General features: G+C 60.2%; 18 protein-coding genes and 1 pseudogene. 5 read left to right on the top strand and 14 right to left on the bottom strand.

Annotated features, from left to right (window positions below):
- The 6 genes from VMV64_RS08025 to VMV64_RS08000 form a co-directional block, all read right to left on the bottom strand.
- Positions 1 to 855, bottom strand: a complete 855-nt coding sequence (locus tag VMV64_RS08025) for an FTR1 family iron permease (protein ID WP_325329434.1) — start codon at positions 853 to 855, stop codon at positions 1 to 3.
- Between the two features lie 9 nt (positions 856 to 864).
- Positions 865 to 1,227 carry a cupredoxin domain-containing protein gene (locus VMV64_RS08020; RefSeq protein WP_325329433.1) on the bottom strand — a complete coding sequence of 121 codons (363 nt, stop codon included), beginning with the start codon at positions 1,225 to 1,227 and terminating at the stop codon, positions 865 to 867.
- A 71-nt stretch (positions 1,228 to 1,298) separates the two neighbouring features.
- Complete coding sequence (locus VMV64_RS08015) at positions 1,299 to 1,751, bottom strand: ferritin-like domain-containing protein (protein WP_325329432.1); 453 nt, start codon at positions 1,749 to 1,751, stop codon at positions 1,299 to 1,301.
- Between the two features lie 57 nt (positions 1,752 to 1,808).
- On the bottom strand, positions 1,809 to 3,338 hold the full coding sequence (locus VMV64_RS08010; protein WP_325329431.1) for a carbohydrate porin: 1,530 nt from the start codon (positions 3,336 to 3,338) through the stop codon (positions 1,809 to 1,811).
- 1 nt (position 3,339) lies between these two features.
- Positions 3,340 to 3,891 carry an iron transporter gene (locus VMV64_RS08005; protein ID WP_325329430.1) on the bottom strand — a complete coding sequence of 184 codons (552 nt, stop codon included), beginning with the start codon at positions 3,889 to 3,891 and terminating at the stop codon, positions 3,340 to 3,342.
- 39 nt (positions 3,892 to 3,930) lie between these two features.
- A complete protein-coding gene (locus VMV64_RS08000; protein WP_325329429.1) occupies positions 3,931 to 4,155 on the bottom strand; it encodes a hypothetical protein in 225 nt (74 codons plus the stop codon).
- Between the two features lie 180 nt (positions 4,156 to 4,335).
- Here VMV64_RS08000 and VMV64_RS07995 point away from each other — a divergent pair, with 180 nt between their 5' ends.
- Entirely contained in the window at positions 4,336 to 5,232 is an 897-nt protein-coding gene (locus VMV64_RS07995) for a patatin-like phospholipase family protein (RefSeq protein ID WP_325329428.1), read from the top strand.
- On the opposite strand, the gene VMV64_RS07990 is transcribed toward VMV64_RS07995, so the two are convergent.
- Positions 5,195 to 5,722: a C40 family peptidase gene (locus VMV64_RS07990; RefSeq protein ID WP_325329427.1), complete on the bottom strand. Its 528-nt coding sequence runs from the start codon at positions 5,720 to 5,722 to the stop codon at positions 5,195 to 5,197. The two genes, VMV64_RS07995 and VMV64_RS07990, sit on opposite strands and share 38 nt — an antisense overlap.
- A gap of 109 nt (positions 5,723 to 5,831) precedes the next feature.
- On the opposite strand from VMV64_RS07990, the gene VMV64_RS07985 reads away from it, so the two are divergent.
- Positions 5,832 to 6,464 carry a phosphoribosyltransferase gene (locus VMV64_RS07985; RefSeq protein WP_325329426.1) on the top strand — a complete coding sequence of 211 codons (633 nt, stop codon included), beginning with the start codon at positions 5,832 to 5,834 and terminating at the stop codon, positions 6,462 to 6,464.
- Here VMV64_RS07985 and VMV64_RS07980 read toward each other — a convergent pair.
- Genes VMV64_RS07980 through amrB form a run of 4 tightly spaced genes read right to left on the bottom strand, consistent with a single transcriptional unit; the run spans position 6,439 to position 9,552 of the window.
- Positions 6,439 to 7,101 (bottom strand): dienelactone hydrolase family protein, encoded by a 663-nt coding sequence (locus VMV64_RS07980; RefSeq protein ID WP_325329425.1) that lies wholly within the window; start codon positions 7,099 to 7,101, stop codon positions 6,439 to 6,441. The two genes, VMV64_RS07985 and VMV64_RS07980, sit on opposite strands and share 26 nt — an antisense overlap.
- Before the next feature lie 18 nt (positions 7,102 to 7,119).
- Positions 7,120 to 8,196 (bottom strand): AmmeMemoRadiSam system radical SAM enzyme, encoded by a 1,077-nt coding sequence (amrS, locus tag VMV64_RS07975; RefSeq protein WP_325329424.1) that lies wholly within the window; start codon positions 8,194 to 8,196, stop codon positions 7,120 to 7,122.
- Positions 8,193 to 8,747, bottom strand: coding sequence for an AmmeMemoRadiSam system protein A (gene amrA / locus VMV64_RS07970; protein WP_325329423.1), 555 nt, complete (start codon positions 8,745 to 8,747; stop codon positions 8,193 to 8,195). The genes amrS and amrA overlap by 4 nt, the downstream gene beginning before the upstream one ends.
- The gene (gene amrB / locus VMV64_RS07965) at positions 8,737 to 9,552 is read right to left on the bottom strand and encodes an AmmeMemoRadiSam system protein B (protein WP_325329422.1); all 816 of its coding nucleotides are present in this window, start codon (positions 9,550 to 9,552) and stop codon (positions 8,737 to 8,739) included. Before amrB ends, amrA begins: the two co-directional genes overlap by 11 nt.
- A gap of 65 nt (positions 9,553 to 9,617) precedes the next feature.
- Here amrB and ispD point away from each other — a divergent pair, with 65 nt between their 5' ends.
- From ispD to VMV64_RS07950, 3 genes are read left to right on the top strand one after another with little or no spacing between them, the layout of a single operon-like run.
- Positions 9,618 to 10,313, top strand: a complete 696-nt coding sequence (gene ispD, locus VMV64_RS07960; protein ID WP_325329421.1) for a 2-C-methyl-D-erythritol 4-phosphate cytidylyltransferase — start codon at positions 9,618 to 9,620, stop codon at positions 10,311 to 10,313.
- Positions 10,310 to 10,786 carry a 2-C-methyl-D-erythritol 2,4-cyclodiphosphate synthase gene (ispF, locus tag VMV64_RS07955; RefSeq protein ID WP_325329420.1) on the top strand — a complete coding sequence of 159 codons (477 nt, stop codon included), beginning with the start codon at positions 10,310 to 10,312 and terminating at the stop codon, positions 10,784 to 10,786. Before ispD ends, ispF begins: the two co-directional genes overlap by 4 nt.
- Positions 10,787 to 10,821: 35 nt before the next feature.
- The gene (locus VMV64_RS07950) at positions 10,822 to 11,841 is read left to right on the top strand and encodes a hypothetical protein (RefSeq protein WP_325329419.1); all 1,020 of its coding nucleotides are present in this window, start codon (positions 10,822 to 10,824) and stop codon (positions 11,839 to 11,841) included.
- Between the two features lie 5 nt (positions 11,842 to 11,846).
- Here VMV64_RS07950 and VMV64_RS07945 read toward each other — a convergent pair whose 3' ends face one another.
- From VMV64_RS07945 to VMV64_RS07935, 3 genes and pseudogenes are all read right to left on the bottom strand, one after another.
- A complete protein-coding gene (locus tag VMV64_RS07945) occupies positions 11,847 to 12,833 on the bottom strand; it encodes a ribose-phosphate pyrophosphokinase (protein WP_325329418.1) in 987 nt (328 codons plus the stop codon).
- 243 nt (positions 12,834 to 13,076) lie between these two features.
- Positions 13,077 to 13,985, bottom strand: a complete 909-nt coding sequence (locus tag VMV64_RS07940) for a polysaccharide deacetylase family protein (protein ID WP_325329417.1) — start codon at positions 13,983 to 13,985, stop codon at positions 13,077 to 13,079.
- Positions 13,986 to 14,062: 77 nt separating this feature from the next.
- Positions 14,063 to 14,258, bottom strand: a pseudogene (locus tag VMV64_RS07935) (bifunctional UDP-4-keto-pentose/UDP-xylose synthase); the annotation flags it as partial.

Raw genomic sequence — 14,258 nt, 5'->3', positions numbered from 1 at the left:
TTAGTTTTCAGTATTCAGTTTGGGTTTTGTGAGCGGCAAAGCCGCGCGGGTTTTGCTGACAGCCAATCCGCCCAGCACCAGCGTCCAATAGGCGGCATACGCCAGCACCAGGGTCAGGGCGGGGTGGGCGCGGTAGCCGGTGAGCGCGGCGATCAGGTTGCCGATGGCGGTGGTGTCGTCGAGCAGGAAAGAGGTGTCCCACACCGGGTCTGCCAGGGCCGGAATCCAGTCGTAGCCGATCATTCTTTCCACGCCGCCCACCAGCAGCCCGGCGGCAAGCAGCAGGAGCAGGGTTTCGCTGATGCGGAAGAAGTTTTTCCACGACAGAAAACGCCCGCCCCTGACCAGCAGCCAGAAGGTGAGGAGCGCAAGCGCGAAGCCCAGCAGGGCGGCGCCGAGAAATTGGGCGAACGCCATACCGTGTTGTTCCGCCCCGGTGCCGTAGAGAAAGATCACGGTTTCCGCGCTTTCGCGCCCGACCGCGAGCATGGCGATTACCGCCACGCCCATCCAGTTGGCTTCGTCCGCCGCGCGCTCCAGGCCGGTTTCCAGCTCTTTCTTCAGGGCGCGGCCATGCTTGCGCATCCAGAACACCATCTGCGTAATCAGCCCGGCGGCGGCCAGCATCATGCCGAGCTGAAAGTAATCCAGCGCGTCGCCGCTGAGGCTGCTGTATACCCCCATCATGGCCAGCGCGAGCAGCCCGGCCAGCGCCAGCCCGGCGGCCACGCCGCCCCACAGGTAGCGCATCCCGCGCGCGCCTTCTGGGTGGGCCTTGAGCCAAGCATAAAGGATGCCCACCACGAGGATGCCTTCGACGCTTTCGCGCCAGACGATGAATAGTGTATTGCCCACGGTTCTCTCCTATTTGACGATGAGCTGGCCCTTGGCGGTATCCGGGTGGAAATCGCCGAAGAATTGGTAAGTACCCGGTTTCATCGGCGCGAACACCACCGTCCGGGTAACGCCGGGAGCGAGCACGGTCTCCTTCCTGAGCTCGATGCTTTCGAATTCTTCCGGCGTCGAGCCCTCGTTCTTGATAACAATCCTGAATTTCTTCCCGGCCGGGGCTTCGATGGTTTCGGGAGAGAAGCGCCCGTTCTTCGCAGTGAGCTGGAAGGTGGTCAAGTCCTCGGCCGCTGCGCCCAGCGGTTGGGCAAAAATGGCTGCGGCAGCGGCGATGGCCGCGATGTTCCAGGTTCTGCTACAGGAATGCCAAAAACTCATGGTGTTTCTCCCTTGTCACGGGAGGAGCGATGTCCTCCCGCGCGATTGTTGATGCTGTGCCGCATCCCGGTCTAACCCGAGAATGTCCCGGTGGAGCCCGGCGTGCGCAGCATTTTGTCCACTTCTCCGAAATGCAGCTCCTCCTCGCTGATCAATTCGCGTGCATAGTCCTCAAGCAGGACGGAACGGTCGCGCGCCACTTCCAGCAGCTCGTAGTAGGACTGTTTGGCTGCGGTTTCATGTGCCAGCGATTCGCGCAAAATATCGCCGACGTCGTGCTTGTGGCTCTCCAGCAGCGGCCCGATGGCAAGCGAAGGGTGGCCGCCCAGGTGGGTGATCAGCTCGCCGGCGCGACGGGCGTGCACCAACCCTTCGTCCGCTTGAGCTTGCAGCCACGACACGATGGGGATGCGGTTATACCCGAACACCATCAGCGAGTAGTGGGTGTAACGTACGATTCCCGCCAGTTCCAGTTCCATTATTTTGTTAAGCAGCTCAAGTGCTTTGGTTTTGTCCAGGTTCATTTGTCGATCCTTTCCGTCAAGTTAAAAAACCGCCAGTTACAGTCCGGCACCTTAAACTTAGTACATCAATTGCGCCCGCAGCCCGAGAATCTTCACGCTCGATGCGGCACCGTTTCCTGCCGGGTTCTGGATCAACTGGAAGTCCGGCGACAGTTCGAACTGCTTGTTGATGCGGTAGCGGTAGTAAAGCTCCGATATCTTCTCCCAACCTTGCGCGGTGTAGCCGAAATCCGGTGTCCCGTCGCCGTTTGCGTCCAGAGTCGTCGAGTCGTTGCGGAAATTGGCGCTGATGCGCTGCGCGCCGAAGGCAAGACCAATGGCGTCACCGCCGCGGCTCCAATCGCTGCCGCTTAACTCCGCGCCCAGCGAAACGGCGCGGTCGAAGCGCAGCTTCCCTTTGCTCCCCTGGCCGTAGCGGCCGAATGCGGTGATGCTGTCGCCGATGCGCTGATCGAAGTTTGCCCCCCACCCGCTGTGAGAGCTGGCGGCGCCGTCATAATCCGGTCCCTGGCCGTTGTTCCAGGCATAGAGGCGGTAATTGCCGGTCAGTCCGCCGAAGAACTTCTGCTGGGTTTCGGCTTGGGCGATTACCAGCGGGGAGCCGAAGAACTTGGTGTAGTTGGCACCCCGGCCCGCGCCGAACACACCAAGGGAGAGGCGCCACTTTTCGAGCTTCTCCTTTTCGTTCAGATAGGAAACGCGCACCCCCGGCGAAAAACCGTTGGCGTCCACGCCGATGTCACCGCCCGCATCGAGTAGCGCGTTATGTACGAACACGGTGTTGAGGAACTGGCGAGTTTCGTCGTTGGCGGCGGCGTTCTGGTCGAAGAACGCGAACGGGTCCATCTTGCCGAAATTGATCTCCATGCTTTCCCGCGAGCGAGGCTTGAAGCCACCGAATGGCAGGGGAATGGTGGCCTGGTACCAGGCTTGGCCGAGAATGGCTACGCTGTCATCCGGATTGCCGCCCGATGCGCGGAACGCGCTGGCGTTGGGCTTGGCGAATACCGAGGGCAGCGCGTTCAAGCCGTTGCCCTGCCCAATGCGGAATTGGGCGAAAATCTTGCTGTCAGTGTCGCCGATCTTGGGCATGGGCAGGCTGACAGAGATGTCGCCACGGTAGTTGAGCTGGCTCGATGCAATATCGGTGCCGGAGGGTGCTCCCCCCGCGCGTTGCGCCACTGTGGTCAAGCTGACGCCAGCGGTGACGCCGTCCAGCGCTTCCACCGTGCGTGCCGGTTTTTGCATGTTGAGGGCTTGCATCTCCACTGCTTTGAGGCGAGTTGCCATCTCGGGCTGGTTTTCGCTCAGCCGGTCGTCTTCCAGGGCCGCTTCCAGCTTGGCGTTGTTTTCTTCCAGCGCCTTGACCCGCTGCGCCAATTCCGCTTCCGGTTCGGCTGGCGGGGTTTGCAGCTTTTTTTCCAGTGCGGCGTTATGTGCCTCCAGTTTTTCCAGGCGCTCGCTCAGGCGGTGCAGTTCTTTCAGCAGTTCCGCCTGGGAAGAGTCTGCGGCAAAGGCGGGGACAGTGCTGGTCAGCATGATGCCGGCCAGGGCCGCCGCCAGCTTGCCGGGGCTGAAGGGTGGCATGTTAGTAGCCCCCCTTCTTGCCGATGCCGACATAGGTGAATTCGTACTCCACCTCGAACGGCTTGAACCATGGCCGGACACCGGTCAGGCGGTCGGTGTGGCGGCCGAAATGGCTGTGCGGATTGGCGGAAGGCGGGGAGATGATGTATTTAACGTGATATTTGCCTGGCCCCTTGAGCTTGACGTTGTCGCCGTAGTGCGGGCCGTCGTTGGCCACCATCGGCATGAAGTCTCCTGCGATCTTTTCGTTGCTGCCTTGCTTGGTAACCTCGTATTTGATCACCAGGTAGGGCATCCAGGCGCCTTCCTCGAAGCCGTTGGGGTTGCTGGACATCGCGCGGATGTCGGCCTCCATGTGCACATCGGATTCCTCGGCCTTGCGCATCATGCCGTCCGGCTCCATGGTGACCGGCTGCAGGTAGACGGCGGCGATCTCCATGCCGTTGCGTTGCTGCGGGGTGCCGATCGGGTATTCCACGGCATGGGCCGAGAAGGTCAGGGCGGCGCCAAGGCATGCGAGCGAGGCGGCAAGTGTGCGGGCTTGGTGATTCATGAGTTTCCTTTCGTTAAATAATTAATATTGGTCAGCAGGTCAAAACACTTCGTTGGCGACGGGGATCCCCAGCATCCTGAAAACCAGGGATGCAAGATCGTGGTTGAGCGGGTTTTGCAGGTCCTCGACGCTGATTTCGCCATGCCCAAGCAGCTGCCGAGTGAGCGCCGGGCCCACCTGCATCAGCACGGAGGCGTTGTCGCCGTCGAGAAAACGTATTTGCGGGTCCTTCCTTTCGAGCCATGCATCTATCACGATCTTCATGCTTTCCCTCTGTTGTCGATAAACATGTATCAATATTAATGATAACAATTCGCATTTGCAAGAATAATTTTTCGGGGAGAAAAAAACGATAAGCCGAACCGCAAAAAAATCGGCCGTTAATGTCTTAGTGCAGGAATATTCATTACAATTAAACGTTTTAGATAATCACGGTTTTTTTATATGCACAAAGGCTTTGTCGCTGCACTTGTTTTCTGCCTGCTGATACTCTCCGGTTGCGCCACCCCGCCTGGGGCAATGGATGCGTCCGTCCCCAAAGTTCAGCCCGCGCCCAAACTGCCGGCACCGAAAGTCGCACTGGTGCTGGGCGGTGGCGCGGTGCGCGGGTTTGCCCTCATCGGCGTGATCAAGACGCTGGAGGCGCACGGCATCGTGCCGGACATGGTGGTGGGCACCAGCGCCGGCAGCGTGGTCGGAGCGCTGTATGCCGGTGGCTACACCGGTTTCGAGCTGCAGAAAATCGCTTTCCAGCTGGAACAGGAAAGCGTGGGGGATTGGATCTTGCCCGACCGGGGCTTCATCAAGGGGGAGATGCTGCAGAATTTCATCAACAAGGCGTTACAGAACCGCCCCATCGAGCGCTTGAACAAACCCTTTGCTGCCGTCACCACCGAGCTGCAAACCGGCGAGATGGCGGTGTTCCGGCGCGGCAACACCGGCATGGCGGTGCGTGCATCGAGCAGCATTCCCGGGGTGTTTCAGCCGGTCAATATCGGCGGCAAGGAATATGTCGATGGCGGGCTGGTAAGCCCGGTGCCGGTCAGGGCTGCACGTGGCATGGGGGCGGATATCGTGATCGCGGTGGATATTTCCAGCAAGCCGCGCTATGCCAAGGTGAACGATACCATCGACATCTTCCTGCAGGCCTTCAGCATCATGGGGCAGACCATCGGGCACTATGAACTGGCCGAGGCGGATGTGGTGATCCGGCCGCAAACCGGCATGATCGGTCCAACTGAGTTCGACCAGAAGCATCTGGCCATCATGGAAGGGGAGAAGGCGGCGCTAGCCGCGCTGCCGCTTATTCGTTCGAAGCTGCAAAAGGCAAACGGGAAGTGACCACGCGGCGGGCGCCGTTGAAGCGCTTGACCCAGTAGTTTTCATTCATGTTGACGACTTCAACGCCGCGCCCGGTCACCGAGGCGTGAATGAATTTGTTTTCGCCGAGATAGATGCCAACATGGGAGTAGGCATGGCGCAGGGTGTTATAGAACACCAGGTCGCCGGGCTGTAGTTCGGATATCGCAATTTTCTGGCCGAACATGCTGATAGCGCGGGCATTGTGGGGCAGGATCAGGCCGGCGGCCTGCTTGTAGACGTGACTGACGAAGCCGCTGCAATCCAGGCCGGTGTCGGGCGATTTTCCGCCGTACTTGTAGTTGACCCCCACCAGGCTCAGGGCATACATCAGCATATCCGACGCCTTGTCGATCGAGCTGGAGAGCATGGTCTGCTGCGGCACTTCTGGTTCGACTGTTTCGCCCGCCCAAGCCGTGCTTGCGAGCAACAATAGTCCGCCATAAAGAGGTATCTTGTGGAAACTCATCATTTTTACTTATGGGGGGATTTGCGTATTTTAATGATTCTGCCCGCCGCGTCAAGAAAAGTCTCGCCGCTATGACTAAACTTTAATCTGGACAAGCTCTTAAGGGACAATCATGCCATTCCGTGACCGCAATGAAGCAGCCCGCCGCTTGGCGGGGCGCCTGGCCGATTACAAGGGCAGAAATCCGCTGGTTCTGGCTATTCCGCGCGGCGCCGTGCCGATGGCCGGTATTATTGCCGAGGCATTGGGCGGCGAGGTGGATGTGGTGCTGGTGAGGAAACTGCGTGCACCATACAATCCTGAATTTGCCGTTGGCTCCGTGGATGAAAGCGGCTGGACCTATATCGCGGACTACGCGGCACAAGCGGGTGCTTCGCCCGAATATCTCGAAACTGAAAAGCGGGAACAACTGGAAACCATGCGTCGCCGCCGCGCCGAATATACGCCGGTGAGGCCGCCGATCGACCCGGCTGGGCGCGTCGTGATCGTGATCGATGATGGCCTCGCTACCGGAGCGACCATGATTTCTGCCCTGCATGCCCTGCGGGCGAAAAAGCCGGAAAAACTGATTTGCGCCGTGCCGGTTTCGCCTCCCGATACGCTGGAGAAGGTCGCGCACTATGCCGACGAGGTGGTGTGCCTGGAAACGCCGGAATGGTTCCAGGCGGTCGGGCAGTTCTATATGGACTTCCCGCAGGTGGAGGACGAGGAGGTTATCGCTATTCTGCGGCAGAACGCGGCATGAATTTTCCGAACCAGGCTGCAGCGTGTTTCGCCACCTGCTCGAGCGTGCCGGGTTCCTCGAAAAGGTGGGTGGCGCCGGGTACGATGATCAATTCTTTTTCACAGCGAAGGAAGCGATAGGCTTCCCGGTTGAGCCCGATCACCACGTCGTCGAAACCGCCTACGATCAGCAGGGTGGGGGAGGTGACGCCGCCCAGGGCCGCCTCTCCCGCAAGATCCGGGCGTCCGCCGCGGGAAACCACAGCGGCGATTTTCCCGCCTTCTTCCGCCGCCGCCTGCAAGGCCGCCGCCGCGCCGGTGCTGGCGCCGAAATAGCCGATGGCGAGGGATTTTGTCCGTTCTTCGTTCTGTAACCAGCGGGTTGTGGCCTGCAGGCGTTGGGTCAGCAGCGGGATGTCGAAGCGGGTCGAATAATCCATATCTTCAGACCTCGTCAGCAAGTCGATCAGCAGCGTGCCCAGGCCTGCCTCGCGCAGCACACCCGCCACGTAGTTGTTCCTCGGGCTGAGGCGGCTGCTGCCGCTGCCGTGGGCGAACAGGACGATGCCCGGCGCGTTTTCCGGCAGATCCAGCATGCCCTCCAGGCTGACGGCACCGGCCGGGATGTTGACCAACTTCGAGAATTTCGCTGGTTTCATGGTTGGGGCTCCCGTTTGTCAGGCGGCGTGCAGCGTCACCGGAATGCGGCGCGCGCCGAATGGGTTGGCAAATTTTTCGAAGCGCCCGGCAATCGCCGCTCCGCAATCCGGGCAGTGGCCGTCGTCGGTCAGGCGGTAGGCGTTGATCTGGTACCAGTCGCGCTCGATCAGGGGTTTCCTGCATGACGGGCAATAGGTGGTGTCGCCTTCGGGATCGTGCACGTTGCCGGTGTAGACGTAGCGCAGCCCTTCTCCCATCGCAATGCGGCGGGCGCGGGAGAGCGTTGCCGAAGGTGTGGCCGGCACATCCATCATCTTGTAGTCGGGGTGAAAGGCCGAGAAGTGCAGCGGCACGTCTGCGCCCAGCTCCTTGAATACCCAGCGGCTCAGGGCGGTGAGCTCCTCGACCGAGTCGTTGTGGCCGGGAATGAGCAGGGTGGTGATCTCGAGCCAAACGTCCGTTTCGCGCCGCAGATAAATCAGGGTGTCCAGAACCGGCTGCAGGTGGGCGCCGGTGAGCTTGTGGTAGAAGTCTTCGGTGAAGCTTTTCAGGTCGACGTTGGCGGCGTCCATCTTGGCGTAGAACTCGCGCCGCGCCTGGTCGTGCATGTAGCCGGCGGTGACCGCCACGGTCTTGATGCCGCGGGCGTGGCAGGCATCGGCGGTGTCCATCGCATATTCGGCGAAAATCACCGGGTCGTTGTAGGTGAAGGCAACGCTCTTGCAGCCGTGCTTCTCCGCGGCGACGGCGATCGCCTCGGGCGAGGCCTCGTCCATCAGGCGGTCCATGTCGCGCGCCTTGCTGATATCCCAGTTCTGGCAGAACTTGCAGGCCAGGTTGCAGCCGGCAGTGCCGAAGGAGAAGATGCTCGAGCCGGGGTAGAAGTGATTGAGCGGCTTCTTCTCGATCGGGTCGATGCAGAAGCCGGAAGAGCGGCCGTAGGTGGTCAGCACCATCCGGCCGCCTTCGGCCATGCGCACAAAGCACAGGCCGCGCTGGCCTTCGTGCAGCTTGCAGTCGCGCGGGCACAGGTCGCACTGGATGCGCCCGTCGTCGAGCTTGTGCCACCAGCGGGCCGGGTAATTTACGTTCATATCAGTTCCGATTCTTTCCATTTGCTCACCGTGTAGCATGACAGTTTGACATTCTTGGCCCAGAAATCCGGGGATAGCCCCGCCTTGCGCTTGAGGTGGGCCATGAAGATCCCGCATTCCGGCAGCTGCTCCCATACCTGCGGCAGGAAGGTGCTGCGGTAGGCGCCGAACTCGAACACCACGCCGTCGACACCGGGGCGTAGCTGGGCGAGCGCCTCGCGTTCATCGCAGAAAGTCATAGGCTGCATCGGGGAAAGCAGGGAAACCTCGACTTCAGTATAGTCCAGCTCGCCCAGCGTCAGCGGCGAGAAACGCGGGTCGCGGAAAGCCGCCGCATAGGCGTTGGCCTTGACGTCCAGCAGCAGCGGACGGTGCGCCTCCAGGCTGCCGATGCAGCCGCGCAGGTCTCCTTGCTGGGTCAGGGTGATGAAGCAGGCGCCCAGCTCCTTGAGCCATGCGGCATCTTCTCGTGGCTGCATCGACTTCCCCAGCGCCTGAGAGATGGTGGCGCGGGCAATCAGAATCAGAATTTGGCCTTTTTCAGTGGGCACGGCTGTTCTCCTCGGTGAAGGCGAAGGCGGCATAGCCGACCACGCGGTTCTTGTCGCCGGCGGTATCCCCGGAATTGCGCAGATCGAGCAGGCGCGGCTTGAGATGGTGGTGCTGCGCCGCCAGCAGCAGGCCGTTTACCGGCGTGCCGCCGCAAGCCTGCTCATGGCTCAGCGGCCAGCTCAGGTCGAGGATTGCCTGGGCGGTGATGCCGTCGATCTTCTGCGCTTCGCGGTAAGGCAGAAAATGGGACAGGTCGGAGCTGATCACAATCACTGTTTCCGATCCGCCCCACAGTCGCTCCAGCACCTCGGCCACTTCCTGCGGCGTCGCGTCGCCCACCGCCAGGGGCACCAGCTTGAAGTCGTCGAGCACGGTTTGCAGAAAGGGCAGCTGCACTTCCAGGGAGTGCTCCCAGGCATGAGCCTGACCGAATTCCACCACCTGCGGTAGATCGGCGATGCGAGCCATCGCCTCCAGATCGAGAGGCACGATGCCGAGCGGCGTGGCGAAGCCTTCCGTATCGGGCAGAGCAAGCCCGCGCACCGGCACGCGATGCACCGGGCCGAGCAGCACGACTCGGCGGTAGACGCCGCGTCCCCGCTGCAACAACGCATAGGCGCTGGCGGCGACCGGGCCGGAATAAATGTAGCCGGCATGGGGTACAATAACTGCCTTGGGAAGTGTGGCCGGCGCTGTCAGGTGCTGTGCCGCGTCTTCGAGCATGGCGGCGACTTCCAGGGCCAATGCGTTGGCCTGGCCGGTATAGAAGGCGCCGGCGACGGCGGCGGGGCGAACCTGTTTCATGTGAGCTCCTTGCCGATTAGATATGGCTGATACCCCTACTTTCAAGATAGTCTTACCAGAAAACAATGCCAAATTATTACAGTTTGATTCCCGCCGCGGGTTCAGGTTCACGCATGGGCGGCGAAACACCCAAACAATATCTTTCCGTGCTGGGTCGGCCGCTGATCTATTATGCCGTTGCCGCGCTGTGCGGGCATCCCATGATCAGCCGGGTTTATGTGGTGCTGGCGCCGGGCGATGAACTTTGGCAGACTTTCGATTGGAGCGCCTTCTCCGCCAAGCTGACGCCGCTTTACTGCGGCGGCGCGGAGCGCTTCGAGTCGGTGCGCAACGGCCTGGGTGAGATCCAGGGCGAGGTCGGTTTCGAAGATTGGGTGCTGGTGCACGATGCAGCCCGCCCCGGCCTGAGCGGCGAGTTGCTCGACCGGCTGGTCGCCGAAGTCGGCGAAGACCCCTTCGGCGGTTTGCTGGCGGTGCCGGTGGCGGATACCCTGAAGCGGGCCGATGCCGACAACCGCGTGTTGCGCACCGAGCCGAGGGACGGCTTGTGGCAAGCGCAGACACCGCAGATGTTCCGCTACGGGCTGCTGCAGCGCGCATTGTCGCTATTGGAAGGGGCGTCTGTGACCGATGAGGCGCAGGCGGTCGAGCGCATGGGCTTCCAGGCGAAACTGGTGGCGGGCGACATCACCAATTTCAAGGTCACCTATCCGCAGGACGTTAAGCTGGCGGAGCTGATACTGTCGGGAGCCAAGGCATGAGAGTCGGACAGGGATTCGATGTCCACCAGTTGGTGGAAGGACGCAAGCTGATAGTGGGCGGAGTGGACATTCCCTACGAGCGCGGCCTGCTCGGGCATTCCGACGCCGACGTGCTGCTCCATGCGATTTGCGACGCCCTGCTGGGCGCGGCAGGGCTGGGCGACATCGGCCGCCATTTTCCCGATTCCGACCCGTGCTACAAAGGCATTGACAGCCGCAGCCTGCTGCGCAAGGTGGTGCATCTGCTCAGGGAAAAGGGCTGGAGCGTGGCCAACCTCGATGCCACGATCATCGCCCAGGCGCCGAAGATGGCGCCGCATATTGCGCAGATGGTGGCGAATATCGCCGCTGACCTGGATGTGGCGAAGGATTGCATCAACGTCAAGGCCACTACCACCGAGAAATTAGGCTTTACCGGGCGGGGCGAGGGGATTGCGGCGCAGGCGGTGTGCTTGATTGAGAAGAGGCCTTAACCCGGATATTTTTATACCCAAAGGGTACAAGTAAATTGACGCGAACCAGCACCGATATCACGCTTGATCAAAAGCTTCAGTTCCTGCTGCGGCCTGAATCCTACCCAGATAGGCCGCGGAACGTCGAAGCTGCCGAAACCCACATGTCTTGGGTGTTCATGACCGATGCCTACGCCTATAAGCTCAAGAAGCCGGTGCGGTATGACTTCCTCGATTTCAGCACGGTTGAAGCCAGGCGCCGGGATTCGGAGGAGGAAGTCAGATTGAACACTCGCCTCGCACCGCATATCTATCTGGGGATTCTGCCGCTTACCATAGACTCGGCTGGATCGCTGAAGATAGGCGGTGAAGGCGAGGCGGTTGATTGGCTTGTCAAGATGCGCCGCCTTCCGACTGATCAGATGCTCGACCATGAGATCAAGCAGGGAATTGTCGAAACGGCCGATGTGCGGCGGGCTGCGGTTGCGCTAGCCAAATTCTATCGGGCCTCGCCGTCAATCGAGCTTGGTGAGTCTGAATATAGAGAGCAGTTCGAAAAAAACGTGAACGCCAATCTAGGGGAATTGATCGATCCCATATATCGGCTGCCGGAAGAGCTGGTCCGCAAAATCACCTCAGCTCAATTCGCGTTCTTAAAGGAAGAATCCGAGCTGTTTTACCAACGAGTGCGTGAAGGAAGAATCATCGAGGCCCACGGCGATCTCCGGCCCGAGCATATCTGTCTCGGGTCGGAGCCGGTTATTATCGATTGCCTGGAATTCAGGCGCGAATTCCGCATTCTCGATACCGCCGATGAGCTGGCCTTTCTCGCCATGGAATGCGAGCGTCTGGGCGCACCATCGGTGGGGCAATCGTTTCTCGAAACCTACAGCGAATATACAGGTGACAAGCCTTCCGAGAAGCTGTTGCATTTCTACAAAAGCTACCGTGCAACCCTGCGGGCGAAGATCTCAATTTGGCATATCAAGGATTCCGAAGTGCGGAATCCATCAAAGTGGTACAACTTGGCAGGGGAATATCTGCGTCTCGCGGATGCCTACACGCGCGGGTTCTGAGCCGCCTATACTTCCAGCAGATCCACGATCGACCCGCCCGTGTGGATGTGTGTAATGGCTGCGGCAAAGAGCGGCGCGGCGTCCAGGACTTCCAGTTTGGCCCTGGCAGCCTCCGAAACCAACCGGAACGGCGGTATCGTGTTGGTTACAATGACCTTGTCCAGCGCCTCGTTCGCCAGGACTTCATTGGCAGCTCCCACGAACACGCCATGCGATGCTGCCGCATAGATTTTCTTCGCCCCGAGTTTGCGACATGCCGATGCTGCGCGCAGAATGGTCGTTCCCGTGCTGATCAGGTCGTCGATAATGAGAGCGACCTTGTCCTTCACCTCGCCGACGATCGCCTCGCCTGAAACCACTCCCTTGCTGCGCTGTTTTTCCATGAAGGCGCTAGATACTGTTTTGCCTGTCGCGCGGGCCAGCGCTTGCCTGAACTGCTCGGCTCGCTTTATTCCACCCACATCGGGCGAAACGACAACAACCTCCTCACTTCGCAAAAGAGCCGCGAAATACCTGACAAATAGCGGCTTGGCTTCCAGGTGGTCAGTACGGCACCGGAAAGCGTTTTGAAAGGCGGCGAGGTTGTGCACGTCCAGGGCCAGAACCCGATCCGTCCCAACAGCCTCAAACAGGCTGGCAACGTAGCGTGTAGTGATCGGATCACGCGGTTGGGTCTTCCTGTCTTTGCGCGCGTAACACAGGTAGGGAACAACGGCTGTCACGCTACCCGCCGAGGCATCCCGCAATGCGCCAATGAAAAAGAGCAAGCGGCAAAGTTTGTCGTTGACGCTCTGCTGGGTATCCGCGTACAGAGATTGCACCACAAAGACATCTCGACCCCGCACGTTTACAAGGGGCCGGGACTTATGCTCGCCATCCTCAAACTCTCGTTCCTCATGCTCACTCGCAGAAACCCCGAGCTTTTGGCTGACCATCTCGCCAAACGCACGGCTTGCGTTAAGCGTGAAAAGCATGAGGTTTCTATCATTCATAAGGCGGAGCGGGCTTCCGTGGTTAAGGCGGCGGAAAGGGGTTTCAAGATGCACCCCCTGCTTTATGGATAGCCGATGCCAATATATTTGCAAGCGAGTCGCCAGCAGATTCGGTTTTCGCAAGCACCGGAATGTTTCTTTCCTGGCACAACCCGGCTATCGCTGGCTAGAGAAGGCCAGTGGCACATTCAGATCGGGAGTCTTCCATTACCGAATGCCGTTTATCAAGCAGCAAACTACCGCTCAGGCCAGAAACTCGTCGCCCTGGAACGCGAGCACTCCGGAGCGTCCGGGGATTTCACCCATCGTCACCTCGTGCCGGGGCAGTTCGTCCAGCTTCAGCCCATCGAAGTAATCCTTGAGCGAAACCAGCTCGTAACCTTGCGCTTTCCAGCCGCCGAGCAGTTCATCGAACACGCCGGCCAGCTTCATGCCCTCGAGTTCCGCATGCAGGGTGTAGACGTGGCCGGTGGGCGGCGGATTTTCGGTGAGCTGGAGCAGGTGCTGCGCAACTTTTTCCGGTGTGATATCACCGACGCCGATGAGTTCGTCCAGCGTCGGCAAGGTGGTGGGCAGTTGCGGGCAGGCGACGATTTCAGCGTTCCAGATCGGGATGAAGGGATGGGTGCCGCGCGTGTCCGAGCAATAGTCGAAGTCCAGGTGCTGTTCCAGGCGCAGGGCGTGAACGTTCATCTGCCAGCCGGCAGCGCCGTGGACCTTGGCCGGTTCGCCGAAGATCTTCTCGAACCGGTCGCAGGCCAGCTTCAATTCCCGCGCCGTCCAGGGCGCATCCATTTTCGCCACGTAATCCTGCCACTTGATGTGGTCGTAGCAGTGGATGCCGACCTCAAACCCGTTTCTTTGCACTGCCTGCATGATGTGGGCACAGCGCTTGCCGATGTTCGGTCCGGGCAGCAAGGTTCCATACATCAGGGTCTTGAGGCCGTAGTGCGCCAAGACCGAAGTGCGCGACACCTTTTTCATGAAGCCGGGGCGGAACACCCGCTTGATGGCGCGGCCGGTGTGGTCAGTGCCGAGGCTGAACAGGAAAGTGGCGCCGGCCTCGTGCTTTTGCAGCAGTTCCACCAGGCGCGGCACGCCCTCGCGGGTGCCGCGATAGGTGTCGACGTCGATCTTGAGGGCAAGTTTCATCTGAATAAGCGCAAAGACGCGAAAGCGCAAAGGGTACGCAAAGTCATCGAATTCTTTGCGCCTTCGCGGTTAAGGATTTAGTCTACTAATTTCCGCGCTTCGGCAACTTGGCCGCGGTAGGCTTCGTAGATGTGCTTGAGCGCATCCGCCATGGTGACCTGCGGCTTCCAGCCGAGGTCTTTCATGGTGTTCTCGATCTTCGGGACGCGGTTCTGCACGTCCTGATAGCCTTTGCCGTAGTAGTCTGCGGAAGTGACTTCAAGCGTGTTCACT

It is taken from the genome of Sulfuricella sp., assembly GCF_035531155.1.
Lineage (GTDB): Bacteria > Pseudomonadota > Gammaproteobacteria > Burkholderiales > Sulfuricellaceae > Sulfuricella.
Note: the sequence above shows the minus strand (reverse complement) of the source record. Positions and strands in the feature narration are given on the sequence as shown.